At 45.4% G+C, this 26362-nt stretch carries 25 protein-coding genes and 2 pseudogenes; all 27 read left to right on the plus strand.

The annotated features are described in order from the left end of the window. The first annotated feature begins 135 nt into the window (after window positions 1-135). The 27 genes and pseudogenes from EH198_RS25075 (at window position 136) to EH198_RS07920 (ending at window position 26342) form a co-directional block, all read left to right on the plus strand. Window positions 136-672: an IS110 family transposase gene (locus tag EH198_RS25075; protein WP_246014145.1), complete on the plus strand. Its 537-nt coding sequence runs from the start codon at window positions 136-138 to the stop codon at window positions 670-672. A gap of 169 nt (window positions 673-841) precedes the next feature. Further along, window positions 842-988: pseudogene (locus EH198_RS25080) on the plus strand (transposase); the annotation flags it as partial. Window positions 989-1036: 48 nt separating this feature from the next. After that, window positions 1037-1252: a hypothetical protein gene (locus EH198_RS25085; protein WP_246014161.1), complete on the plus strand. Its 216-nt coding sequence runs from the start codon at window positions 1037-1039 to the stop codon at window positions 1250-1252. 344 nt (window positions 1253-1596) lie between these two features. Then, a complete protein-coding gene (locus EH198_RS07815; RefSeq protein ID WP_124694990.1) occupies window positions 1597-2058 on the plus strand; it encodes a GNAT family N-acetyltransferase in 462 nt (153 codons plus the stop codon). Between the two features lie 411 nt (window positions 2059-2469). Then, the gene (locus tag EH198_RS07820; protein WP_124694991.1) at window positions 2470-2700 is read left to right on the plus strand and encodes a hypothetical protein; all 231 of its coding nucleotides are present in this window, start codon (window positions 2470-2472) and stop codon (window positions 2698-2700) included. 160 nt (window positions 2701-2860) lie between these two features. Further along, window positions 2861-3328: a GyrI-like domain-containing protein gene (locus tag EH198_RS07825; RefSeq protein ID WP_124694992.1), complete on the plus strand. Its 468-nt coding sequence runs from the start codon at window positions 2861-2863 to the stop codon at window positions 3326-3328. Continuing rightward, window positions 3325-3495, plus strand: a complete 171-nt coding sequence (locus tag EH198_RS24545; RefSeq protein WP_185702798.1) for a hypothetical protein — start codon at window positions 3325-3327, stop codon at window positions 3493-3495. Before EH198_RS07825 ends, EH198_RS24545 begins: the two co-directional genes overlap by 4 nt. Before the next feature lie 190 nt (window positions 3496-3685). Next, the gene (locus EH198_RS07830; RefSeq protein WP_124694993.1) at window positions 3686-4273 is read left to right on the plus strand and encodes an HAD family hydrolase; all 588 of its coding nucleotides are present in this window, start codon (window positions 3686-3688) and stop codon (window positions 4271-4273) included. A 64-nt stretch (window positions 4274-4337) separates the two neighbouring features. Then, on the plus strand, window positions 4338-4808 hold the full coding sequence (locus EH198_RS07835) for an SMI1/KNR4 family protein (protein WP_281277998.1): 471 nt from the start codon (window positions 4338-4340) through the stop codon (window positions 4806-4808). 53 nt (window positions 4809-4861) lie between these two features. Beyond that, window positions 4862-5734: a phosphotransferase gene (locus EH198_RS07840; protein WP_124694995.1), complete on the plus strand. Its 873-nt coding sequence runs from the start codon at window positions 4862-4864 to the stop codon at window positions 5732-5734. Between the two features lie 66 nt (window positions 5735-5800). Next, a complete protein-coding gene (locus EH198_RS07845; RefSeq protein ID WP_124694996.1) occupies window positions 5801-6073 on the plus strand; it encodes a hypothetical protein in 273 nt (90 codons plus the stop codon). A gap of 26 nt (window positions 6074-6099) precedes the next feature. Further along, complete coding sequence (locus EH198_RS25315) at window positions 6100-6354, plus strand: histidine phosphatase family protein (RefSeq protein WP_124694997.1); 255 nt, start codon at window positions 6100-6102, stop codon at window positions 6352-6354. Between the two features lie 13 nt (window positions 6355-6367). Then, window positions 6368-6586, plus strand: a pseudogene (locus EH198_RS25465) (histidine phosphatase family protein); the annotation flags it as partial. Between the two features lie 143 nt (window positions 6587-6729). Beyond that, a complete protein-coding gene (locus EH198_RS07860) occupies window positions 6730-7293 on the plus strand; it encodes a histidine phosphatase family protein (RefSeq protein WP_124694998.1) in 564 nt (187 codons plus the stop codon). A gap of 289 nt (window positions 7294-7582) precedes the next feature. Further along, complete coding sequence (locus tag EH198_RS24550) at window positions 7583-7756, plus strand: hypothetical protein (RefSeq protein ID WP_185702800.1); 174 nt, start codon at window positions 7583-7585, stop codon at window positions 7754-7756. A 513-nt stretch (window positions 7757-8269) separates the two neighbouring features. Next, window positions 8270-8809: a hypothetical protein gene (locus EH198_RS07865; protein WP_124694999.1), complete on the plus strand. Its 540-nt coding sequence runs from the start codon at window positions 8270-8272 to the stop codon at window positions 8807-8809. Next, window positions 8788-9381, plus strand: coding sequence for a hypothetical protein (locus EH198_RS07870; protein ID WP_124695000.1), 594 nt, complete (start codon window positions 8788-8790; stop codon window positions 9379-9381). Before EH198_RS07865 ends, EH198_RS07870 begins: the two co-directional genes overlap by 22 nt. Before the next feature lie 30 nt (window positions 9382-9411). Next, window positions 9412-9507: a DUF4275 family protein gene (locus EH198_RS25470; RefSeq protein WP_124695001.1), complete on the plus strand. Its 96-nt coding sequence runs from the start codon at window positions 9412-9414 to the stop codon at window positions 9505-9507. A gap of 36 nt (window positions 9508-9543) precedes the next feature. After that, window positions 9544-10020: a GNAT family N-acetyltransferase gene (locus tag EH198_RS07880; RefSeq protein WP_124695002.1), complete on the plus strand. Its 477-nt coding sequence runs from the start codon at window positions 9544-9546 to the stop codon at window positions 10018-10020. Window positions 10021-10339: 319 nt separating this feature from the next. Beyond that, window positions 10340-11134: an SDR family NAD(P)-dependent oxidoreductase gene (locus EH198_RS07885; protein ID WP_124695003.1), complete on the plus strand. Its 795-nt coding sequence runs from the start codon at window positions 10340-10342 to the stop codon at window positions 11132-11134. 39 nt (window positions 11135-11173) lie between these two features. Then, the gene (locus tag EH198_RS07890) at window positions 11174-12340 is read left to right on the plus strand and encodes an iron-containing alcohol dehydrogenase (protein ID WP_124695004.1); all 1167 of its coding nucleotides are present in this window, start codon (window positions 11174-11176) and stop codon (window positions 12338-12340) included. 53 nt (window positions 12341-12393) lie between these two features. Then, complete coding sequence (locus EH198_RS07895; protein WP_124695005.1) at window positions 12394-12684, plus strand: putative quinol monooxygenase; 291 nt, start codon at window positions 12394-12396, stop codon at window positions 12682-12684. Window positions 12685-12860: 176 nt separating this feature from the next. Beyond that, complete coding sequence (locus EH198_RS07900) at window positions 12861-14072, plus strand: multidrug effflux MFS transporter (RefSeq protein WP_124695006.1); 1212 nt, start codon at window positions 12861-12863, stop codon at window positions 14070-14072. A gap of 266 nt (window positions 14073-14338) precedes the next feature. Continuing rightward, entirely contained in the window at window positions 14339-16135 is a 1797-nt protein-coding gene (locus tag EH198_RS07905) for a cache domain-containing sensor histidine kinase (protein WP_124695007.1), read from the plus strand. Window positions 16136-16175: 40 nt separating this feature from the next. Beyond that, window positions 16176-17804, plus strand: a complete 1629-nt coding sequence (locus EH198_RS07910; RefSeq protein WP_124695008.1) for a response regulator — start codon at window positions 16176-16178, stop codon at window positions 17802-17804. A 169-nt stretch (window positions 17805-17973) separates the two neighbouring features. Continuing rightward, window positions 17974-19251 carry an ABC transporter substrate-binding protein gene (locus EH198_RS07915; RefSeq protein ID WP_185702801.1) on the plus strand — a complete coding sequence of 426 codons (1278 nt, stop codon included), beginning with the start codon at window positions 17974-17976 and terminating at the stop codon, window positions 19249-19251. A gap of 197 nt (window positions 19252-19448) precedes the next feature. Continuing rightward, entirely contained in the window at window positions 19449-26342 is a 6894-nt protein-coding gene (locus EH198_RS07920) for a TIM-barrel domain-containing protein (protein ID WP_185702802.1), read from the plus strand. Window positions 26343-26362 lie beyond the last annotated feature (20 nt).

A 26362-nucleotide genomic window follows, 5' to 3' on the forward strand; every position in this document is an offset into this window, starting at 1 on the left:
ACACAGTATTCACGCTGCGAGCCGTTCGGCTCTGGTCTGCTAGTAGATAATTCATGGGGGTGTGATAGCAGTCAGAAAACCCTTCGGGTTCGTGAGTTATAATGACGAGGCCAGCCCCAATTTGTTCATCTTGAAGTGTACTACAAAATACGTTGGAATGGTGTATCCAAAGAAAGCATTGCCATTGCCATCGCCGAATCGGGGAGAGAGGAGCCGCGATTTTGGGGGACAATCCCTCATAAGCCGGAAGCGGTAAGAAAATGGTTGAAGCAGGTAGGCGGCAATGAAAATTTGGAGGTCTGCTATGAAGCTGGGCCAACCGGTTATGAACTGTTCCGGTGGTTAACAGGCATGGGTATAACGTGTATAGTTGTCGCGCCGTCGCTCATTCCGAAACGTGCAGGGGATCGTGTAAAAACAGATCGCCGTGACGCGATTCGGTTGGCGCAATTGCATCGAGCCGGGGAACTTACAAGCGTTTATGTACCCGATCGAGATACAGAGGCATTAAGAGACTTGGTGAGAGCAAGGGAAGATGCGAAAGAAGATCTGCACCGCGCCAGACAGCGGATGATCAAGTTTCTTGCTTCGTCATCAGATTTCTCATCCTGCACACTTGAAAAAGCGGTGGACCAAGAGTTACAAGAAGTGGCTAGGAGCACTGAAATTTGAGCGATCGGCGGAACATTTTGTGTTTCAGGACTACCTGCAGGTTGTACTTGAAAGTGAACAACGATTGGAACGACTGGAACAGGAAATGGCATGACAAAGTGATACAGCGCCCCAGGCAGAGGTGATTCAAGCGCTTCAGTCGCTCCGTGGAATTGGACTCCTAACGGCGATGACCTTGGTTGCTGAGATTGGCAGCTTTTCACGGTTTCGGAATCCGAAGCAGCTCATGGCGTATGCAGGTATCGTACCGCAGGAGCGATCAAGCGGGGAAGTAAGTTGGCGGGGACGAATAACCAAGTCGGGGAATGCTCATATCCGGCGTGTGGTTACAGAAGCAGCATGGCAATATCGTCATCGACCCGCTATGACAGAGAGAATGCAGCAGAAAAGCCAAAAGCAAAGCACCAAGATTCAATCCATCGCTTGGAAGGCACAACACCGGTTACACGGACGTTATTTCCGTCTTATCATGCAACGAGGAAAACAAAAATGTGTCGCAGCAACGGCAATCGCCCGAGAGTTGCTTGGATTCGTGTGGGCAGTCGCCTTGGAAGTGGAACGGAAACAGGCAGCAAGTTAAAAATAAATGATCCATAAAGAGCAAGGAAAAATAGAGGACAATACGAGGAACAAAATTGATACCTGGGCCCGAAGGCAACGCGGTAGGGGAATAGAATCGCGAGTTGTATTTGCACTAGCCGGAGGGTGAACGTGCGTCGTGAGTTAGCGAGCAGATTCTCAGACGGTCGGATAAAATGTGGTAACCAGCCCACGGATATCAGTGTGCCAACTGTCGAGTTGACTGTTGCCTTCGCGCCGAGGTATTAAAAAAACAAGGGGTTGAAAGGCCTCGTCATATCAATACAACAACGTTATTTGACAATTCGTTAAGTAACTTTAACCCATATCGTTGAGGTGAATTCAATGAAGATCTCTTTAATACAGAAAGATCTAGAAGGATTAGAATTAGTTGAACCACTTTGGTATTGTTTGCGAGATCATCATACACGAATTTCTCCAACTTTTTCTGAATCTATTGCTAATAATAATTTTCAAAGACGTTCAAAGCAGATTAAAGAAAAAGCTAGGACCGGAAACATCAATATTTGTTTAGTATTGGATGAGGAAACGGAGGATTATGTCGGGTATTGTATTAGTTCGATAAATGAATCCCTTGAAGGGGAAATTGATTCAATCTATATAATAGATGCCTATAGGAAACAAGGACTAGGAAGTCTACTAATGAAGAATGCATTAGAATGGTTTCAGTCTCACAATATAGAAGATATAAGTATCAGCGTCATGTACGGGAATGAATCTGCATTTTTGTTCTATGAGAAGTATGGATTTTACCTAAGAACCTATAATTTGAAGAACAAGAAATAGCTAAATCGGAGAAGAACCTGTAGAGATGATAGAAAGAATAAAACTAATTAATAAAGATGGAACTACAATAATGGAAACGTTAGCTGAAATTATTGCAGGCTATTAAACCATTTTTAAAGGGAACTGACGATTATATAAAAAGGGAAATTCATGAATTATTACCGGATAAATACTCAAGGACGGAATAAAGAGTAAAATAAGTTAGGGGAGTATAAGAGGATATTAACATTGTAAACATCATTAAAGCTGTGGTCCCTTTTTCCAGAAACTAAGGTGAAGAAGTTTCGGCTGCAGACAACCCTGCGACCTAACCGCGTCGCGGTTGATTTTTTAATCGCTAGCTTGCATTGCCGGCTCACGGTTACCTTATCACAAGGAATTGTTAATATTTTAAAGAGAAGGAGATCTTTCATGACGATAAATAAAATAGTTGAAAAAACAAAAAGACCTTCATTATTTGAGAAGGGTAGTTCACAGATGTGGGTTGATGAACATATATCACAACAAATGCTGGAGGCTCATTTAGATCCCAATACAGATGCAGCAAGCAGGAAGCCGTATACAATTGATGTTTCGGTGAAATGGATCAAAGAATATATTTGTGGCAACGACGCCCAACAGAAAGTACTTGATACGCTATAGGTATTTCGATGATCTTGCTTACGATAACCCTCCGAGGCTAAGTCTTACGACCCGGATTTCACACGTCTTAAGGCTCTTGGGTACGTGAATGTGAAAACGCTATCCAAAAGACTTCTAAATCCCAAAAACAAATAGGAGAGTGTAATTATGGAAGTGCTCATTGAAGAAAGGCAATCTTTTACCGTTATCGGAAAAATGGGAAAGGGACTTTCGTACAGAGTGGATCCCAAAGCTGTGGCAAGAAGCCAATCAAAATTTTAGTGAAATTAGTACTTTAGCCAAGAAAGACAGTGCAGGTAATCTGGTTGGGATTTGGGGTGCGATGAGTGATGTTTCCGAGAGATTTGAACGGTGGACAGAGCAAGGGAAATATCTGGCTGGCTGTGAAGTTTTGGATGACTCCATAGCCCCAAGCGATTGGACTAAATGGGTTATACCTTCATATAAGTTCGCAGTAATAAAATGCAATCAAAATACATACCGGGATAAATTCAATTACATGGTTAATGAATACATTCCCAATCACAATTATTCAATCGTGGGAGCCGTGCATGAATACCACAATCCATGTGAAGCAAATGGAGATTTATATTTGTATTTTCCGATAGAAAGAATCTATGACAAATGATCGATCGCTTTGCGGACGGGAAATCGGTTGAAAAGATTATGCACCATGAAAAAGCTTATATTGTCGATCATCCACTTGGAAAACGGACCAATTCCTCAAAGGCTATAGTAGAAGTATTTAATGATGAAGGCGAAATGATATATAGTTCGTATATTAATAATAATTGATGCATGTTTGGAAGGTGAGATCATAATGTTAATTATTTTCATGATATTAGTAATTTTAGGGCTAGTCAGTATAGATCAATCTCTTAGGAAAAAGTTGAAGAACGATGAGAGGATTATAAACCGACTTGATTTGTTGTGGAGAGAAATAAACAAAAGCAATGAAAAAATGTGAGTATGGAGGTGACTCTGCATGAAAGCAATTGGCTTCGACTTAGGGGATACGTTAATTTATTATCGCAATGTTCAGGCCAGTTGGACAGACCTCTATGAAAGGTCGCTCACAAAGCTCTTGCAGGATATAGGTATGGATCAAAACGACGAATTAATCGAAGCCGCAGTCCAGATTTTAAAGAAGTTCAATACGAGAATTAATCCTAGAGAATATGAAGTAAAGGATACTGATATTTTTCAAGAAATACTCCAAGTATGGGGAATTAATAAGGATATGAAGCAAACGATCCATACGTTCTTTAGTTTTTTTCAGGCAGGGTCACACATGTTTTACTACACATTACCTATTTTAAAATATCTAAAAGAACGAAACATAAAAATCGGAATTCTTACCGACGTACCCTATGGCATGTCTAGAGAATTGGTGATGAAGGATCTTAAGGGATTTGAGCAATACGTAGACGTTCTGATTACATCGGTGGAGGTAGGCTACAGAAAGCCGCGGAGCGAAGGATTTATACAACTGGCCCATCAACTGGGATGTCATCCTGAACAGATGAGTTACGTGGGTAACGAAGAAAGGATAAGAGCTTATAAAAACACTTAAAAGAAGAAGTGATTGTATACTTTTTGAACCAAGCAGCTTACCGGAACTAAAGGATAAGATTGATATACCTCAAGAAATGATGGAATTTTATAGATTATGTGGAGGTGGAACTTTATTTTTTAATAGTACAAGACCTATTGAGATTCTAAAACCTAGTGAGGTAATACCTGCAAATTTGGTTATTCTTGGGGAAGAGGCATACGAAGAACTTCTACTTAAAGAAGAAAATGATATTTCTATGAAGTGGTATGTAGTCGCCCGATACGATGAGACAGAATATGTCACAATAGATTTTGACCAAGATCGGTGTGGTCGTTGTTATGATAGTTTTCATGAAACACATGCTGTAGCAGGAAGTTGTGAAATTATAGCTTTAACTTTTTCGGAATTTCTATCTAATTTGTTAGAAACAATGACTAAAACAAGTGACAGTTTGTGTAGGAAGAACACTATATTATTTAACCCACTTGTAGATACAATATTTGTGGTATATGTGGCCAGTCACTTCGTTCCTTTAGGGAGTGAGACGTCGTGAATAAAAACGACATTATATGAAACCAATGCAACAGGGAATAAGGAGAAGAACGAATGATAACTGAACCTACTTTCCAAGAAATTAATAGAATATTTCAACTACATATTGTCAACGATGAGATCGTAAAAATTCATAGGTTGTCTGGAACAACTAGTGGCCGAGTTTATAGACTTGATTCCAATCAAAACAATAATTATATATTGAAGTTTGATGAACCAAATCAAATTCAAATGGTTGAACAATTGTTGAATACTTATCAAAATTCAGTCCTATTGCCAAAAGTCATTTTTACCGCCCAAGATAAATCACATTTTATATACACTTATATCAATGGAACAACTCATATTAACCGTGGATCAAAGAAAAAGTGGTTAACCGTACTAGTGAATGAATTATTCAATAAATACAACAAATATCAACATATAAACATTTGGGGGAGATTAGAGTATCCTCTTCGTTCATGGAGGGAATTCAATGAAATAAGTATTGAGGAAGCTAGAATCAACATTGGAAATGCTTTAACAACGGATGACTATATATTTGTTAAATCACAAATTACTAAATTATCAGGAGAGGAAATAGAACAAGGAGAAAAGTATTTATTGCATGGAGATGCAGGAGTGCATAATTTTGTGTTTGATCAATCCTCTTTAATTGGTGTCATAGATCCATCACCTATGATGGGGCCATTAATTTATGATTTTGTTTACGCTTTTTGTTCTTCTCCCGACGATATTAATATTGATACTTTAATTGCAGCATTTGATAATCTTGAACAAGGCCGTATTGGCAAATTAAGGTTGATTGATGAGGTTTCAGTACAGCTGTATTGTCGAGTGGGGCTTAGTGTAAAACACCATCCAAATGATCTATCTGAATATCTAAAGGCATGGGAATATTGGAAAGAGCTTTGTAAGAAAACCTAAGATAAGAGCTATCTAAGGTTGGGGCGTTTCTTGAATGCAACAACGTTAGGAAGGTGAATAAAACAAATGAGAGCATCTCAAAAAAGTAAATGGGAAAGAACAAGATCTAAAGGGAAGAAACATTTTCTCATTTATAATGGGGTAATTGGCTGGGGGATACCAACGGCGATAATATTTACTTTTCTGACTGAATTTTTAGAGAATAATTATTCTAGTACCTTTGATACTTCCTTTATTATGACCTTACTTAAAACATTGATTATATTTCCTGTTTGTGGTTACTTTTGGGGGCTATGGGTATGGAAATGGACAGAAAAGATTTATAAAAAGTCTCTATAACGTAGTAGTTTGAAGAAGAACCGGCATTGCTTAGGCATGCCGAATCTCCTTTTTTTGCAGGAATGGAACAATCTCGGGGTTTATCGGAAAAGGGGAAGTTAGACGCCGGTAAGGTAAAGGATGTTTTAATGAATGAACATATAGATATATTGATTTCAAGTCCATACGAAAGAGTCATTCTTACAATAAAGGATTTGGCTATTGAATTAAATATGGACATTAGATTAGAAGAAGACTTAAGGGAAAGGCAATTAACGGGGATAGGACATGAAATAAAATGAAGACCGAAATTATTCATTTCCAGGTGGAGAATCGAGCAAGCAAGCACAAGAACGAGCCATAAGCATACTAAACAAGATTCTTGAAGAATTTAAAGGTAAGAGAATCGCTATAGGCACGCATGGAGATATCATGACATTATTGATTTCTGAAAGCGATTCTGATTTTATTATTGATGGAACTCTCAAAAAAGAAGTGATCTTAGAGAAAATTGAAGAAATTATAAGAAAGTAATAAGTAAGTGATTGAATGAAGTGAAAAGCTGCGTCTAACAACATGTCCCCGCTACGTCACTAACGCTCCTTGGTCTGCAAAGAACGCTATCGGAAATTTCCTAAACACAAATTATTTTTATCAATTTTAGGGAGAAAACAATTATGGAAATAATGTTAATACGGCATGGGAAATCCGAACGTTCAAATATTCCTAAATTAACCATGGATGAGTATAAGAATTGGAAAGATGAATATGATAGGTTAGGTGTAATAGAGTCAAAGAGTAAGATTTTTGTAGAAGCGTCCAGACACATTACAAGAGCAGAATATGTATTTACAAGTTCGTTATATAGGTCACAACATTCCTTGACTTTATTAACACCAGGTATCAAAGCAACTCCTAATGACATTTTTAATGAGGTGAATTTTAAGTCTCCTAATTTGAAGGGCATAAGATTAAGTACGCGGTTATGGACATTTCTAACTGGCGCCCTTTGGTACAGTGGCTTAGTTAAAGAACATGAGACGATAGAGCAAGTAGTGGAACGGGCTATAGCTGCTAGTGAGATACTTACGAGAGCGTCGGAGAAGGGTATAGTGGCTCTAGTTGGACATGGATTTATCAACCTTTTTATTTATAAAGAATTAAAGAAAAGAGGGTGGAAAGAAATCAATAAGTTTAGCTCAAAGAATTGGAGTTGTACAAGACTAGAACTATTGAAATAACAAACCCAAGACACCGCATTCCCGCATCGGTCCTTACGATCCCGGATCAGAATCCTGTGATCCTCCGCGTGCCCTGTAAGCCAGAATATCGCCGCCCATCGTATAGGTTTTGCTCTGACGGATCGTAGACGAAATTGCGGCAAGCTATGGAACGATAAAAGCCGTTCGCCTGCTTTCCGTTGGTCCCGCGGTAACCGGACTCGAAATAATAGGACCCGAGTAGATGAAGGGAAGGAAACTTTTACCTTAAAGAGCACAGAATAATTTTAACAGTATTCCTAAGAGCATTTTGAACGAAGATAAAAATATCGACTATCATCGTTATTACATAGCGAATTCTAATTCGACTCCTTGTTCGCAAAATCATTCCATAAGACCATTTAGCGAAGATGAAAAAGAGGAATTATGGAGTATAACAATGGAAGATAAAGATGAAACGGAAAATAATGATAAAGTAATTTAGCAATAGATAACTCTTATAGATAGAGCATTTAAAATAGATTTTGAAAATAGCCTCAGCTACTTCGATACGCCTGTCTTCTCGACGATATCGACTTCGAGGAATCCGGTATGACCGACAGCTTCACGATCAATAACCTGAAATACAATACAAGCAACATGGCGAGCCCATATGGGGAACTATAGCAAGGAAAAGCCAGTATCTACATGGGTCGCAAAAAGATCATTTATTGGAATGTATAGCGCCAAAGAGAGAGTATGAATCATAAAAAAAGTTAATATTCACACGAAGTACCGATTCCTCAGTGCTTGTTAGAGTTTTACTGTAGTAGAAATAAATATATTGGCTAACACCGTTGACATTAGTACCTGTAACGCGAGGCAACGATAACTGGTGATGATAAACCAAAGCTTATGCCAGAACGCAGGCTTATCTAGACAATGAAGAGTATGTGCTTCGCCGACTTAACGGTTGGTAAAATTGCTTTACTAAATAACATAATTTTATGAGGTGCTTATGAATAAACGTAAAATCGCTTTGCTGGTGTTCTCTCTTATGCTTTGTTTGAATGTTCTTTCTGCCTGCTCTCAAACCAATGATTCTCAAGTTCCACCCGATACCAAAGAGGAGTTGACACAGAAGGATTTTATTATTCAAAAAGTAACTTATTATACTCAACAAAATTTTAGATTTATTGAAAATGTGACAGTCGACAATCAAGATAATAAGTATCAAATTACACTCACATTTATTCCGGAAGTCGGTTCGGTTCCGATCAAGGAAGATATTTACCGTGAGATGGCGGAATATGCGTGGAACATCAATCATTTTTTCCCGGAGATCACCGGTTATGAATTCAATGTGCTGTGGGATGAACACACCAAACAAAATGCCATCCACGCGATCATTGATGAAGCGGGAGTGAAGGAGCTGCCTAATCGTTACTCTGCATTAATGATGGATAAAAAGGGCGGATTTGAAGTTTCATACCGTTCATTCTTTTCAACAGTAACGGAGTCGGATGAAGCTGAAAAATGGGCTGGAAAAAACCTATGAAAAAGAAATCATTTATCGTTATCCTAGTCATTTCGTTTCTTTTATATGGGGGTTACCAAGGCTATGAATTTTATAGCGATCATTTTGTAGATCAAAGAATAATACAGAATATTTTGGAGCGGAATCATTATGCTATCACCAAAAAGAATACTGCTATAAAACTCGATCTTTCTATTAAACCTGAATGGATTCCTTTTAAAACGGAAAAACCACAAAAACTTAACATTAAGATTGCAGAAAGCCACAGCACCAATATCATACTCCAACAAGTGTGGAATCGAGGCGACGATATCTATTTTAGTTTCCATACAACCTATGATTTGAACTTCAATAAGGGTAAGTTTCTATATAACATGTTGTTAAATGATGACGGTACGTATACAACGAAAGGGTCGCCAGAGGATTTTCAACTAACCGATCTCCATGGAAGTCAGATTCAAATAGGTCAGACCGGATATGGACCGGGTTCTGATTTTTCCTTCGGAATTGATCCAAGTGAATATGAAAGAATTCGAAACGGATTTAATGTAAGTTACTCGGGGATGATTTTGTATGAGTATTTTAGAAAATAATTCTTCGCATAACACAACGATTAAGATGCTATGCAGTCAATTACCGATCGGATGTTTCAATGGACCTATGTGAAGACTCATGAGACAGACTGTGGACCTTACTTTTATTGCAAAGAGTCCAGTTAGAGAGAAATGGAAACGAACAGAAGGAGATTTTAAAACATGCTTATTACGAGAGCGGAAGAAACGGATATTGAAGAGATTTTGCAATTGCAGCGTAAGGCTTTTATGGTAGAAGCGGCCATATACAATGATTACACGATTCAACCGCTGCGGCAGACCATCGATGAACTGAAATCGGAATATGAAACACAGACTTTACTTAAAGCGATTGCAGAGGGGGATGTTATTGCTGGCTCTGTACGAGCTTTTGTTAGCGGCGATACTTGTTATATTGGCAGGTTAATTGTTCATCCGGATTTTCAAAATAGGGGAATTGGTACAAGGTTACTTCGTGAAGTCGAACAGGTGTTTAAGGAATGCCGGAGATACGAGTTGTTTACAGGGCACAAGAGCAAGAAGAATCTCTATTTGTACGGCAAGAATGGATACCAGGGTTTCAAGTCACAAGTAATAAATGAGAAATTGACGATGATGTACCTTGAGAAGATGAATGACTCCCGGAAGATAGTCTTCTGACAGGGTTGCTCAAACTTCAAAGTTCCCCAGCTACTCCCGGTATTCCCTGGTCAGTCTTCTTGGTAGTCCTCTTCACAAAATGTCCTCCTATGCAAGCTGGAATTCAGCCGTTACTTTTTAGTACCTATATTACAAAAAAGTACCTACTGTTCTTTCGTGTCTGTTAGAACTATAATAGCAAATACTCATCAAAGCCAAGTGTACTTCAATTTCGGTTTGTACAGGAACTATTTGACGCCCGCGCGATTCGTCAGGCCTCTGACTTGTCGTTGATGGCTATGGACTTGACGGGTACATAATGACACGAAGGAGAATGATTATGGAACTGAACTTGAAAGATAAATTAGTCCTCATTACAGGATCCACGGCGGGAATTGGTAAAGGAACGGCAGTCAGTTTTTTGAAAGAAGGAGCCAAAGTTATTATTAACGGCCGCTCTGATGAAAATGTTAAAGCAACGGTTAAAGAACTCTCCGCACTCGGAACGGTTTATGGAATTGCCGCAGACGTTGCAGATAAAGCGGAATGCGAGAAACTCATCAATAAAGTGAACGAAATCGGAGATTTGGATGTCTTGATTAATAATACGGGTGTTTTTACCGTAAAGCCTTTTGTTGATGTGACGGATGAGGAATGGCTGGACTACTATCAAATTAATGTAATGAGCGCTGTTCGTTTATCCAAAGCATTCTTGCCCAAGATGATTGAACGTAATGCGGGACGAATCATTAACGTTGCAAGTGAAGCCGGGATCAAACCTTATCCAGAACTTATTCCTTATGGTATATCTAAAACTTCACTTATTACGCTTTCAAGAGGTTTAGCGGAAGTGGCCAAAGGAACAAATGTAACGGTCAACTCGGTTCTTCCTGGACCGACGTGGACGGAAGGATTCGGCACTTTCATTACAGACCTGGCTAAAGAGAACGGAAAAGATTTGGATACCTTTATTAAAGAATACTTTAAGAACGACCAGCCGACTTCTCTGATTCAGCGTTTTGCTACAGTTGAGGAAGTAGCTGATACCATTGTATTTATCGCATCCGATAAGGCATCAGCCATCAACGGTGCGGCTCAAAGAGTTGAAGGCGGGATTATCCACAGCATTTTGTAATAACGCGGCTGATGTAAAATGAAAAGGAGGAGTACTCATATGAACCCCTTTAAATTTAGTAATCCTACGAAAATCCTTTTTGGACGCGGGCAAGTCGAAGAAATTAAAAATGAAATTCCATCCTATGGACGGCGTATTTTGCTTCTATATGGGGGCGGGAGCATTAAAAAGAATGGGCTGTACGATGATGTGATTAAAGCCCTGTCTGAAATTACAGATGTCTATATTACGGAACTGGGCGGAGTGGAACCCAATCCGCGATTAACAACGGTGAATAAGGGCATTGACCTTATCAAAGAAAATAATTTGGATTTTATCCTTGCTGTTGGCGGCGGAAGCGTAATTGATTGTGCAAAAGCTATCGCTGTAGGCGTATACTACGAAGGCGACGTATGGGATATTGTAACGAATAAGGCAACAGCGGCAAAAGCCGTTCCCTTCGGCACTATTTTGACGATCTCTGCGACAGGATCAGAAGTGAACGGCGGTTCGGTCATTACAAATTGGGAAGAAAAGGATAAACGTTTTTTTGTCTCCGATCTTACTTTCCCTAAATTTAGTGTTCTGGATCCGGAAAATACTTTTTCCGTACCTCAGAACCAAACGGTTTACGGCATGGTAGACATTATGTCCCATGTTTTCGAGCAGTACTTTCATGCTTCATCCAATGCCCCGCTGCAAGAACGGTTCGGTGAATCCATCCTGCAGACAACAATGGAAGTTGCGCCCAAGTTAATTAATGATCTGGGTAATTACGATTACCGTGAAGTCATTATGCTTAACGCATCATTAGCTTTAAATGGCATTCTATCCATGGGTGTTCATACCGATTGGGCGACCCATATGATCGAGCATGCGGTCTCAGCCGTTCATGACATTCCTCATGGCGGCGGATTAGCAATTTTGTTCCCTAATTGGATGGAATTTGTCGCGTCCAAGAGACCGGAAAAAGTGGCTCAACTAGGGATTCGCGTTTTTGGAATTGATGCCAAAGACAAAAATGACTCTGACGTGGCAGCTGAGACGATTCAAAAATTACGTGAGTTTTGGACTTCGTTAGGGGCGCCTGGGAAGCTTTCCGATTATGGAATCGATGATACGGAAATCGGCATCATGCTTGAAAGAGCAATGGTGGCCGAAACCCTTGGAAGTTATGTCCCATTAAATAAAAACGATGTGGAGACTATTTTAAGAAAGTCATTATAATCATAAAACGAGCTTTCTCGCATTAAGCTGTTAAAAGGGGAGATGAAAGTAAATTGAGCGCTATTTCTATTACAGCCATCCTTCAAGCAAAACCGGGAAAAGAGCAGCTTCTGTATCAAGAGTTAGTGAAAGCAGTAGCACCTTCCAGGTCGGAAGAGGGATGCATAAAGTATGTCCTCCATCAATCTATCGAAAATAATGCAGTTTTTGTGTTTTATGAAATCTGGAAAGATGAAGAGTCTATCAACCTCCATATTGAGACCGACCATTATAAGCAATACCGGCGCAATATAGAGGATCTTATCGAGTCGAGGCAAGTATACCGACTGCAGGAAGTTAATTAATAATCTTGATAAAAAAGACAGAATTGGCCCTAAGCGAATCTCTTGCTTAGGGCCAATTTCAATAACTTTACCCAAATTACCGAGAAAAAGGTGTCAAACTATAGGTGTCCCAGTCTATAATGAATTAAGGTAACTAACTATAAATATATTTGCATAAGTCAGGAGAAAATTTAACGATGCATTTAACAAAAAATGATAACCGCCTTAGACTTGTCTTGCTTTTAGGCGCTTTTTCGGCACTGGGCCCTCTTACGATTGATATGTATTTGCCGTCATTTCCTGAAATCGCTGCTGATTTTGGTGCCCGTGCTTCTCTGGTCCAGCTTAGTCTAACTGCTTGCCTAATAGGATTAGGTCTAGGTCAAATGATTATGGGCCCTTTGAGTGACGTTCATGGAAGACGCAAGCCTATAATTATCTCACTTATTATCTACTTGATCGCTTCATTTGTCTGCGCGGTCTCACCTAATATCATTTATTTCATAGCAGCGCGCTTTGTTCAAGGCTTTGCCGCCTCCGCAGGAATTGTTATTTCTCGGGCTATCATCCGCGATGTTTATAGCGGACCGGAGCTCACCAAGTTTTTTTCACTGCTCATGTTAGTGAATAATATATTCCCCTTAATTGCACCAGTTGCAGGAAGCGGCGTAATATCCTTTACTACTTGGGTGGGTGTTTTTGTGGTTTTGGGTACTGTTGGATTGGTTTTAGTCATTCTTGCAACCGTGAACCTTAAAGAGACCTTGCCTGCTCAGAATCGAATTTCAGGCAACTTTGGCGAACTGATTAGAGGTATTCGAACCTTGCTTAAAGATCGCGAGTTTACCGGATACGCGCTGGCACAAGGGATTATGATCGGAGGGGTATTCGCTTATGTATCAGGGACTCCCTTTATATACCAGAATATTTACGGTGCCTCTCCCCAATTGTTTGCAATTTTATTCGGATCGAATGGAATAAGTTTAATTCTCGGTTCTCAAGTTGTTGGACGCTTTACCCATGTGATCCCGGAGCGGCGTTTCCTTGTTATTGGATTGCTATTATCCGGCGCGTCAAGCCTTGCGGCCTTACTTGTGATTCTTTTGAACGGCCCATTACTAGCATTGGTTATTCCGCTTTTCTTTTTTGTTGCGTCTATCGGAATAACTTCAACAGCCTCCTTCTCTCTGGCTATGGAGTCACAAAGTCATATGGCAGGGAGCGCATCTGCACTTCTTGGATTACTGCCTTTCCTGCTGGGAGCATTCACCTCTCCATTGGTTGGCATTGCCGGTGAATATACGGCAGTCCCAATGGGAGTTATTATCTTGTCGACCAGTTTATTGGCTATCCTTGCTTACTTTGGACTTGCACATAAATCCCAAACAAGCTATTCTGCGTGCTCTTAATTACAGACCATCTGTGTAGGAACGACAAAAAGGCCGCAGCACCAGTGCATAGCCCTTTAGCCCGCTCTAGACGCGGGCTTTTCACATTTATTCCTCCCCGGTCGCCATCGGATTCTTTCCAGTCGCTCCAGTTCCCCGCGTCCAGAGACAAATGAGTCGATAAATTTCTTTTATTTTCACTTAACCAATAGAGCCCCCAAATGAAGTATGATAAAATCAATCTACATTGAAAACGCATTCACCAATATAGTACCGGTGGTGACAGGATGAAGCTCTTCCTATTAAATCGGCTAAGAAATTTCACCCGCAAGCTGGGGAATAAGCTGGGGCTGGCCTTTTCGCTCATTGTTTGTGTGCTGATCCTGGTGCTTGCCACCGTTTCCTATTACCGGACAACCTGGATTATCAAAGACAACTATATTTCCAATACGGCCAAAGAGCTGGAGCATATGAACGAGAGTCTGGATAACTATGTGGCGCAGATTGACGCGCTGTCGCTGTCGTTCAGGCGGGATGACAACTTTATGGAGGCGCTGATGAACGATGAGGAGGATTTTTCAAGCCGCCTCTACATTGAGAACCAGCTTCGGAATTTGTTCTATCCCTCCAGCAGGGACATCGCCGCCGTCTCCCTGTTTATTCCGCGGACCGGAGCTCAGTACACCATATCAAGGCTGACGGACTCGCCGAAACTGGAAGTTGATCACCCTCGGCACATGACGTCGAACCGGTGGTACAAGGAGGCCAGCTCCAGAGCCAGTGCGTTCCGCAGCATCGAACCGCCGGTACCGTCATCACGTGCAGCTGATATGGATAACGAGTTTTTTACGTTTCACAGGGCACTCATCAATATTCCTAGCCAGAGGCCCTTGGGTATGGTGTCCATTACGATCAACTCTGCTTACCGGGATAAGATGATCAGCGATATTCTGGAGCAGGATGCCGAGGTTATTGCGATTTTTGACCGGAACAATACCTCCTTCTTTAACAGCAGCGGGAAAACATTAAGCCATGAGGCTGATTTGCTGCGGTCCATTGATTGGACGAAGCCGGAAGGCTACCTGAATTGGAGCAGCGGAAAGCAGGATTTTCTGGTCACGTACGACGTTTCGCCGGGCGACGGGTGGAAGCTGATCAAGCTGATCTCCACCAGCGCCTTGAACGAGCGGGCCGCAAATACGAGAAATCTGGAGTTTTTAATCGGACTGGCCTTTTTGCTGATCGGCACACTGCTCGTCACGTTTGCGACGAAAACGATTACGCGACCGCTGAAGCGACTGTCGAAGCAGATGGAGAAGGTAGGAGGAGCGAACTTCGACGTGATGATTGATATTAACGGAAACGACGAAATCGCTTATCTCTCCAAAAAATTCAACGCGATGGTTGCCAAGATCAACGAGTTGATTAATGAGGAGTATAAAGCCAAGCTGGGTGAGAAGACCGCGCGCATGAAGGCGCTCGAAGCGCAGATCAATCCGCATTTTTTATATAATGCCCTGCAGACGATTTCCACGGAGGCGCTGGTCCACAAGGTCGATCATATTGACCGGATGGTGCAGGCGCTGGCTTACATTTTGCGGTATTCGATCCGGACCGGCGATCACGTGAATTTGTCCCGGGAAATGAAAAATGTCGAGAGCTATGTGATGCTGCAGCAGGCCAGATACGGCGAGAGATTATCCGTCCAGATCGGTCTGGAGGAAAGCATTGGCGATATCCACGTTCCCAAAATGGCCGTTCAGCTTCTGGTGGAGAATTCGATCAAGCATGTTCTGGAGCAGACCTTGAGTCCGGTCATGATCAGGATTCGGGGTTATTTCGGGGAAAGCCGGGCGATCATCGAGGTCAGCGACAATGGTCCCGGCATTCCGCAAGACCGGCTTAAGGAGCTGCAGGAGCTGCTTCAGAAGGAGAACTGGTTGAGTGGACAGCAGGAGAGCATCGGGCTAAGGAACTTATCCGAAAGATTAAAGCTGCTCATACACACGGGCGCCAGGCTGGATATCCGGAACCATCCGGAGGGAGGAGTATCCGTACAAATCATCATTCCTGTAGAAGACTAGTAGAATAGACAGAGAGCAATCAGACGGGAGGGATCTTCGCATGTATAAGGTGTTGATTGTCGATGATGAGCGTCCTGTCCGGACGGCGATCAGGCTGGCCGGAGAATGGGAGAAGCTTGCGGTGTCCGAAATCGCGGAGGCGCCGGAAGCGCGTACGGGTCTAGAGCTGCTGAAGGAGTGGAAGCCGGATATCGTGCTGGTCGATATCAAGATGCCCGTGATGGACGGGATGGAAATGCTTCGCAGGGCGAGTACCGAGCATCCGGAAGCCAAATATATCATTATCAGCGGCTTCGACGATTTTGAATATGCCAGACAAGCCATCCAGTACCGGGTAGTGGATTATTTGCTGAAGCCCGTCGACAAGGTCGAACTGAACCGGTCTCTGCGACAGGCAATCCTGCAGCTTGACGAGGAAAGAAAAGACCGGGAAACGGAGCAGCATCAGAGAATGATGAATAATCTGTCCCTGCCTCTGTTCAAGGAAAAGCTGCTGACCATGATTATCGAAGGCGACCGCGTCCATCCCCCCATTATTGAGGATTACAAGAAATTGACTTCCATGACGAAGCAGGGCGTTCTTTACGGCTGTGCGATTATCCAGCTTCTTAATTTTAATAGTGTATGCGCTACCAGATTCAAGGGGGATTCATTCTCCTGCTATTTTGCATTGACGAATATGATCGATGAATGCTGCGCTCCCTGGAGCCAGGGCTTCAGCTTCCGAAGCTATAAGTCCGATCATGAGATTATTGTCGTGCTTGAAATCGGCGACCATCCGGAGCCCAAAGACTTCAGCGCGGCCAAAATAACGGAAATCATCGTTTCGCTGCAGAATCTGTTCGGATTCTCTTCCATCGCCGGCGTCGGAAGCTTTTCCCCTTCCTTTGAACAACTCAGCGGCTCTTACAGCGAAGCGCATGCCGTTAAATCCAGCATCAATATTCTGAACAGCGAAAACCGGGTATTCACGGAAATCCAAACCGGGCGCAAGGCGGTAATATCATCCATCATGAACAAAAAGGAGCTGCTGATCCGCGCCTTCGAGAGCGGGAATATCGAGTTCACCCGGGGGATTGTGAGCCGGTACTTTGAACATGTCAAACAGGCCGGGTATTTCAGCATGGACGACGCGAGTAGGGCAGCTGCCGAATTTATCCTCATGATTGAAGATATTGCGCTTCAGCTGGGGATTCCGGAAGACTTGCAGGGAAAGCCGATGTCCTATGGAACCGTCCAGGCCTATCCTTCATTCGAGGATTTCAGCGAGTTTGTGTTTCGGGTCATTGCACTCGTATTCGACAGGATTCAGGTCGGACTGAAAGGTTCGGAAACATTCAACATTATCCGCATCAAAAACTATATCGACGACAATTTTTTTAACGATATCCATCTGACGATGTTCTCGGAGCAATATTATTTAAGCAAGGAGTATTTGTCCAGACTGTTCAAGGAAAGATTCGGGTTCGGCATCTACGAGTATGTGCTCAAAGTGCGAATGGACAAAGCCAAGGAAATGCTTGATGATCCGGCCATCAAAATCCAGCTGATTTCCAGCAAAGTCGGCTTCAACGACAATGCCTATTTTAGCAAGGCTTTCAAGAAATATTCCGGTCTGTCGCCAAGCGAATATCGGAACCTTATGCTGCAATCCAAAAAAAGCATGTGAATGGCCCGGGCGTTCATTTTCAATATGCAGTGTCGGCTCTTGCTTGTGGAGTTCAGGATATTCCTATAAATCCATCATTTTTGTACATTTCAATCGCGATGGCTTCGCGTTATTCTGGCATAGAGGGACCTTAAACGTTTACGTGGAGCCTGAAAAGAGGAGCTTCAGGATGAAGAAGAAACCGGTATTCCTCGCTTTAAGCTTGATTCTCATGGCCGTGCCTTTCACAGGCTGTTCTCTTGGCAGCAGCAGTTATTCTATGGAAGCTCCGGATGCTGGCGCCCAGCCCCGGCCGGTTATCCTGAAAATGTTCACCTTCGGGGAAGGCCTGTCGGAGCAGCTTCATGATATGGCGGAAAAATATCACACTCTGCATCCGGAAGTTACGGTAGAAACCGAGCTGATTTCCAACGAATACGATTCGGTCCTCAAAACAAAGCTGAATTCCGGTGACGTGCCGGATATCTTCATGACTCAGGGCTATGCGACGAACCGGACATATAAGGACATCGTAGTGGAGCTCACCGGTGAACCCTTCCTGGATCAAATTGAAAACAGCGCCCTGAAAGCCGCCGAATTGGACGGCAAAATATACGGGATTCCTGTCAGCATCCAATCGTACGGCTTTATTTACAACAAAAAAGTGTTCAAAGGTGCCGGCATTGCCTCACTGCCAGAAACCTATTCTGAACTTGAGCAGGCGGCCAAGCGGATCAAGGCCAAAGGCGTTACGCCGTTCGCCAACTCATTCAAGGAATGGTGGGTGTTCAAGCATATCGCTTCCCAGACTCTTGCTGCCGAAGAAGGGAATTACGAGCAAACGGCGCAGGAGATTTCGAAAGGGACAAAGACCTTCAAGGACCTGCCGCTCTTTGGCCGGACCTTCGACATGATTGACCTGATGGTCAAGTACGGCAGCGATAAGCCGCTGGAGACGGATTACGGCACAGGACTTGCTCTGGTGGCTCAGGGCAAGGCGGCCATGGTTCATAACGGGAACTGGGCGGAAGGGGATATGCTGAAGGCCAATCCATCCTCCGAGCTCGGCTTCTTCCCGGAACCGGTCGGAGACGATCCTTCCAAGGCGAGACTGATGGTCGACTCCTCCGTGGTCCTTCGCATCAGTGACAGCTCCAAGCATATTGATGAAGCCAAACAATTCCTGGATTACATCGTTGCCGATTATATTAAGCAATACGGATGGCATGGCGAGGTTCCTGTCGTGAAGGGCGGAGCGGTTCCAGACGGCCAGCTTGCCGCCGAGACGATCCGCTATATCAAAAAGGGCAAAACTTATCCCTGGGTTCAAGGATATTGGCCGGACGGTTTCGATACGCAGCTGGGGGCGCTGTTTCAGGAGTACGTTGCCCATGCCAAGTCGAAGGATGAAGTGCTTGAGGACTTAACGAAAGCGTGGGTGAAGCTGGTTAGGGCCGCAAATATGTAACACGAAAGAAGGGGGATGAAGCTGACAGAATTCTGCGGAAGAAGAGGCCGGCGCTTGGATGTATGCCGGAAATTCCTTTTTAAGGAGGTGAATTTCGCAGCCGGGTGCGATGCTTTTGCAATATGGTTATCCACTCTAATCAAACGGGAGGACACTAGGGGATGCAAAAAAAGAATAGAAAGCGGTTACATCGGATGATGGCCTCGATTATGGCGTTAAGCCTGATCGTGCCGGCATTCGGCTCCGTTCCCGCGATGGCGAGGGACAGCGAGTTCACCAGAAAAGGCTCCGGGCCGATGTACTGGATTTCCTATGAGCATCAATGGACCAAAAATACGTACATGCCGGAAGACCGCTGGAAAGCGAACATTGACTGGATGGCGGAAAATTTTCAGCCGTACGGGTATGATATGGTCAGTACGGACGGATGGATCGAAGGTGCCACGCTATTAAATGAGAACGGTTACATTGTATCGCAAAACAATAGATGGATGACCCATCCGCTGGGTTCGGAAGATGATGATCCGGAAACATTATACGGTGTGATCAATGGCAATTTTAGCGATCCCGAGACAAAGGGCTGGACCTTTACCGGACCGGCCGCCCACGGACGAAATACAGACAACGGCAATGATTCCATGTATACGTGGATGGAGGATCCCCATAAGGAAACCGTCAGCCAGAACGTGTATTTGGAGGACACGGGCTTGTACCGTCTGAGCGCAAAGGCGAAGACCAAGAACGGAATGTACACGGACGGCGTTCCGGTCTTCATGAAGATTAAGGGCTATGATGCAGCCGATCCTGCGGCCGAAACGGTAACCGCCATTACTTATGAAGATTGGACGGATTACAGCGTCGACTTGAACATTACCAATCCGAATGTGTATCTGGAATTCTCCTATGATGCGGAAGCCAAATCGAAGAAAAGCGCCGGGCTGGACCTTGACGATGTGAAGCTTGAGAAGGTTACGGATGAGGTCGATACTTCAAACCACGTAGTCAACGGGAATTTCAATCAGGGAAATACGGACGGCTGGAATATTACCGGCACGGGCGGCGGCGGATTCGGCATTAATGAAAACGAAATGGGCGTATACAAATCTCTGTACACCTGGAATCCGGGGGCCGATGAGGTCCAAAAGGTTTCGCAAAGCATTGATCTGCCGAACGGTTTGTACACGGTAAAAGCCAAAGCCAAGACCAAGAACGACATGATCAAAAATGGAGCGACCGCAGTATTTCAAGTGAACGGCTACAACACCGAAGTACCGGAGGCAACACTGGCCAAAACGGTGTCCAGCCAGGATTGGACCGACTACTCCATGACTGTGGATGTAACGTCCGGCAAGCTTGATCTTGGGTTCATTGTGGACCCTAAAGGAAAGGCCGGCTTCGCGGGAATCGATGTGGACGATGTGGAAGTCAAATGGGCCGGGCCGAATGACTGGCAGGGCTATCCTTCCGAGGTATACCCGGACGGCCACACCTGGAAGTACTGGGGAGATTACATCAAGAGCAAAGGCATGAAGCTGGGGATCTATTATGATCCGCTGTGGGTCAGCCCGGAAGTGCTGAAGCATCCGGACAAATACCATGTCACCGTGAAAAATGAGGACGGCAGCACCGAGCAGATTCCGGTAGCGAGCCTGGTTAAGACGGAGCCGTATAATCTCGGCAACGGCAAGCAGCTGAACGGCGACCGCTTCGACGGCGGACAGGGCGCCGACCAAGCGCTCTACTGGCTGGATGTCAACAAAAAGGGCGCGAAAGAATATCTCCAAGGCTATGTAAAGTTCCTGGCCGAGCAGGGAGCTTCCTTCCTGCGCGTGGATTTCCTGTCCTGGTATGAATCGGGCTACGATCAAGGCCTCGGCCAGATCGGAACGGGCCACAACTCGGATATGGAATATGCCAAAGCGCTGCAGTGGATGGACGAAGCATCCGCCGATAATCATGTATTCCTCAGTTTGGTTATGCCGGATTTGAACGGCCATGCCAAGTATGAGCAGCAGTTCGGCGACATGATCCGCATCGACGAGGACGTATTCGGGGGAGGCTGGGATCATACCAGCGGACGCCGTCAGAACTGGACGGCCAGCTGGTCGCAGTGGGCTAACTCTTTCCAGGGCTTCACGGGATTCTCCGATATTTCGGGCCGCGGCTCGATGATTAATGACGGCGACTTCCTGCGCCTGAACACTTACAGCGGCCAATTCGCCGACAACGAGCGGAAGACGGCCCTGTCGCTGTTCACAATGGCAGGTTCGCCGATTACAATTGCCGACCAGTATGACACCATCGGGGACAATGCCAAGTTCTATCAGAACCCGGAACTGATCGAGCTGAACAAATCGGGATTTGCCGGCAAGCCGATTTATTATTCGGGCGAGCATTACAAGAACAACGCCAGCCGCGACAGCGAACGGTGGGCCGGACAGCTTCCGGATGGAACATGGGCCGTTGCCCTGTTCAACCGCAGTGACGAATCCAAGGCGCTTTCCATGAATTTTGCGAAAGAGCTTGGACTGGCAGACGGAGCCTATGTCCGCGATATTTGGGAGCACAAAGACCTTGGATACAAAACGATATACTCCAAGACGCTGGAGCCGCATGACGCTGCCGTGCTGAAGCTGATTCCGAAGACGGCTTCCAAGTCGTATCAGGCGGAAGTGGCCTCGTATCAGGGCGGAGCGATTTTCGGCAATGATGAGGCAGGCTATCAGGGCTTTGGCTACATCGGCGGGCTGGATAAAAAAGACGCCAAATTGACCATTGCCGTCAGTGTTCCGCAGGATGGAAATTATCCATTAAATGTCCGTTATGCCAATGGAAACGAAGCGGACAGTTCTCTGGCGGTGTCTGTGGAAGATGAGGCCGGCAGCCCCGTTGATTCGGACTCGCTCATTTTCAATAGTCAGGGCAAAGACAAGTGGGATAAATGGAGCAGTTCGGAAAAGACGGTTTCACTGAAAAAAGGAATGAATCTGATCACCCTGAAACAAACGGAAGACAGCGCGGGTTCAGTTCATATTGATTCCATTTCGTTCAGTTCCGGAACCGGCCAATTGATTAACGGTGATTTTGAAGCAGGGAACGAAACCGGATGGGCTGTAGATACGCAGGGCACGACGATATGGCACGGCGTAGATACCAATGATGCTTATGCAGGCCACAAGCAATACTTGTACTCTCCGGATGCGGGCGGAAAAGCGATCTCCCAGCAAAAGATCACCAGTCTGAAGAGCGGGCATTACATGTTGTCGGCTATGGTCAAACTAATGCCGCATACCGACCCGACATTCGCGGGCGGAAAAGCGAAGATGATCATTTCACAGCCGGGTAAAGACGATGTGACGGTTAATATTACGCCTAGCCTGAAGGATGGAATTCCATCGACAGGCAAGACGAAATGGGAAGCAGGCGACTTTGAATACAAGGAATTCAAGGCCGAAGCGGATATAACGGAGCAGGAGGCTACGATCAAGTTCATCCTGGAGGCTCCCAAGGTAGATACTTCCATGCAGATCGACAATGTTTCATTTACATCAGAGGAAGTTGTGAGCGAAGCTCCATCGGTTGGTCTATATAATCCGGGCTTCGACGAAGGCTTCACCGGATGGAGCCGCACGAACATGACGCATCAGGCTGTTGCCAAAGACAGGGATAATGCCTTTGCAAGAATTGGCGGCGCCAGTGACTATTCCTCCGATTTATGGCAGTTCAGCAATGCGCCGACAGACGGTGTATATCAGCTGACGCTGAAGACCCGCAAGACCGGAGAAGTAGGTAAAGCTCAGGTATATGTAACTTATTCCGGCGGAACCAAGACGCTTGATATTCCTGCCGGGGCGGAATTTACGGAGCTGAAGCTGCCGAATATTCAGCTGGCCATGAATGAAGTGGTCAAGGTCGGCGTGATCTCCGAGGGCAAAGCGGGAAGTATGCTGGGTATCGACGACTTCAAGCTGCAAAAGGACAACAACCAGCAGTTTAAAGACGTTACCTTCGTTAACAGTTTGTCGGAAACCGATCCGTATCAGGTATCCTCAGGCGGACGGGCGGTTGTGCTGAATTCGCAGGGCAGCGCGAAAGTGAAGCTTGAATTCGTGAAAGCCGATACGGCCAAGGTATGGATGGAGCCGACCGGAACGTTTGCGAAGAAGGACACTTTTGTCGTTGACAGTGAGCAGGGATCAGTAAATCCTTCCGTTACAGATTTGGAAGACGAAGGCTATATTTTGATTCAAACGGATGCCATGAGCGTACGCGCCTACAAATCGCCGTTCCGCCTGGCCTACTATGACGCTTCGAATACGAAGCTGCTCTCCGAGCAAATTGGCGGCGAAGGCTTCGGGTATAACGGGGACACCGGCGTTTACAGCGAAATGGCACTGGCCGAGGATGAGCATATCTTCGGGCTCGGTATGGACCGCGACGCGCAGTCTTTTGACCGTCTGGGCAAGAAGGTTGTGATGAACAATGCAATGACCAAAGGCTACGGCGGCAATACGTCCGACGTTTCCAGCACCTTCTTTACCAGCACGAAGGGCTATGGACTCTATTTTGATAATACGTACGAGAATGTAACCTTTGACATGGGCAAGGCGGATGCAGACCGTTACAGCTTCAGCGCGCCGGACGGAGAAATGCTGTACTACTTCATGGCCGGCGAGAACAACGGTTCCTTGAACAGCATTATGAAGAGTTTCTCGAAGCTGACCGGCACCGCTCCGATTCCGCCGATGTGGACACTGGGCTACATGCAGTCCAGATTTGGCTATAGAAGCTGGAACGAAGTGGACGGCATCGTGGATACCTTCCGCAGCAAGGATATTCCGCTCGACTCCATGGTGCTCGATGTGTACTGGGCCAAGAAAAATCATTATTTCGATATGACCTGGAACGATGATCCTACGCAGAATTTCACCAATCCCAAGGCCAATATGGCCGAGCTGAAGGATAAAGGCGTGAACATTGTGACCATCGTCGACCCTTACATTCAGGTTACGGCTTCCAATTTTAAAGAGGGCGACAGCAGGGGCTATTTTGTCAAGGATGCTTCCGGCAAAACAGTCATTTACCCGGCTTGGTACGGCAAAGCGGGTCTAATCGACTTCACCAATCCTGAAGCGGCCAAGTGGTACAGCTCCCAGGTGAAAAAGCTGCATGATGCCGGCGTGAAGGGTTACTGGATCGACCTTAACGAACCGGAACAGGCGACCGACTCCTTGCGAGACCAGTTTGCCGCAGGCAGCGCGGCGGAGATTACCAATGTGTACGCGCTGAATGAAGCGAAAGCGTTCTATGACGGCCAGCGCGGCTACACCAATGACCGGGTCTGGACGCTGGCAAGATCGGGATTCACCGGCATCCAGCAGTACGGCACCACCGTCTGGAGCGGAGACATCGACTCCAGCTGGGTTTCCTTCTCGCACCAGCTGCAGCTTGGTCTTAGCGCGGCTGCATCGGGCATTTCTTATTACACCAACGATACCGGCGGCTTTAACGGCAAGCCTTCGCCGGAGCTGTATACCCGCTGGATGCAGGCGGCCTCACTGATGCCGATCTTCCGGTCGCATGTGGCTCTGGGCGACGATCCTACGGATCCGACCAATATCAGAGAGCCGTGGGCGTTCGGAACCGATGCGGAAGCTACGGTAACGAAAGCGATCAATCAGCGCTACCAGCTGCTGCCGTACATTTATTCCACAGCCAAGCAGACGGCGGATGGCGAAACTTCGCTGATGAAGCCGCTGGTTATGGATTACGCGACCGACAGCAACGTTTACAACCTTCAGGATGAGTGGATGTTCGGCGGCTCCATTCTGGCCGCTCCAATTCATCAGGAGAAAGCAACGGCCAGAACGATCTACCTTCCAAGCGGAACCTGGTATGACTGGAACTCCGAACAGCAGTATACCGGCGGCAAGGAAATTACGTACAACGCCGATCTGAATACCATTCCGATGCTGGTTAAAGAAGGCGCCATCATCCCGACCAGAGAAGCGCAGGATTTCACGGGCCAGACTCCCGCGAACGAACTGACGCTCAAAGTGTATCCGTTAAGCAGCGGGGAGACTTCGAAATTCACCCTTTATGAGGATGACGGAAAAACATACGCTTACGAGAACGGCCAATCGGCGGCAACCGAGATTTCAGCAAGCGAACACAATGATAAGGTGTCGTTGAACATAGCCGCGATGAAGGGCAGCTACACAGGCAAGGTTGAAAGCCGCGTATGGTCCTCCGAAGTGAAGATCGGAGCCGAAGGCAAGACAGTCTATTCCGTCAAGCGGGGCGCCAAAGAACTTACGGAGGTTGGCTCCAAGGAAGCCGTGAAAGCAGGTCAAGACGTCTGGTTCTACGACAACGCCGCCGGCAAGCTGTATGTCAGAACGGTGCAGGTAGCGACCTCGGAGTTGCAGCAAATCACAGCCGCGCTTACCGCTAACGGCACATCGAATATTAAAGACGTAACGCTAGGCGCCGATATGCACCGTGCCGGAAGCGCCAAGGATGTGCAGATCGCAATTAGTACGGTGAACGTTGACGACGGTACTGCCGTCAAGGCTGTTCTTCTTAAGAACGCTCTGCCGTATGAAGGGGTTCCGGCTGTTTCCGGATCTATTGCAGGCGGCAAGGCGAGCTTGACTCTGCAGCTCCCGGCCACGCTGCCCGCGGGTCCGTACCAGATCCGGGTCGAAGCCGGAAGCGCAGCGTATACGCTGGATTATACGGTACTGAAGAGAATGGAAGACAGCTTCAAGATGGAGTCTTCATTTAACATGAATAAGCTTGAAGCGGGCAAATATCTGGACGCCAAGGTCAAAATTACGAACGCCTTGTCCGAAGAAAAGAAAGTGATGATTATTGCCGCGCTTTATGACGAGAACGGCGGATTGAAGATGGTCAATCACGCATACAGCTCCTCATTGGTCAAAGCGGGCCAGACCCTGCAGCTGAACGCCGGATTCCAGCTTCCTTCCAGTGTGGCGGGATACAAAGTCAAGCTGATGGTTTGGGAAGGCGAGGATCTGATGAACACAACCATGATGCCTCTCGCCGACGTAGTGGAGTTGACCCCTTGAACTATTAGATGAAGGAACCC

Origin of the sequence: Paenibacillus rhizophilus, from assembly GCF_003854965.1 — a bacterium.
In the GTDB taxonomy this organism is placed as follows: domain Bacteria; phylum Bacillota; class Bacilli; order Paenibacillales; family Paenibacillaceae; genus Paenibacillus_AQ; species Paenibacillus_AQ rhizophilus.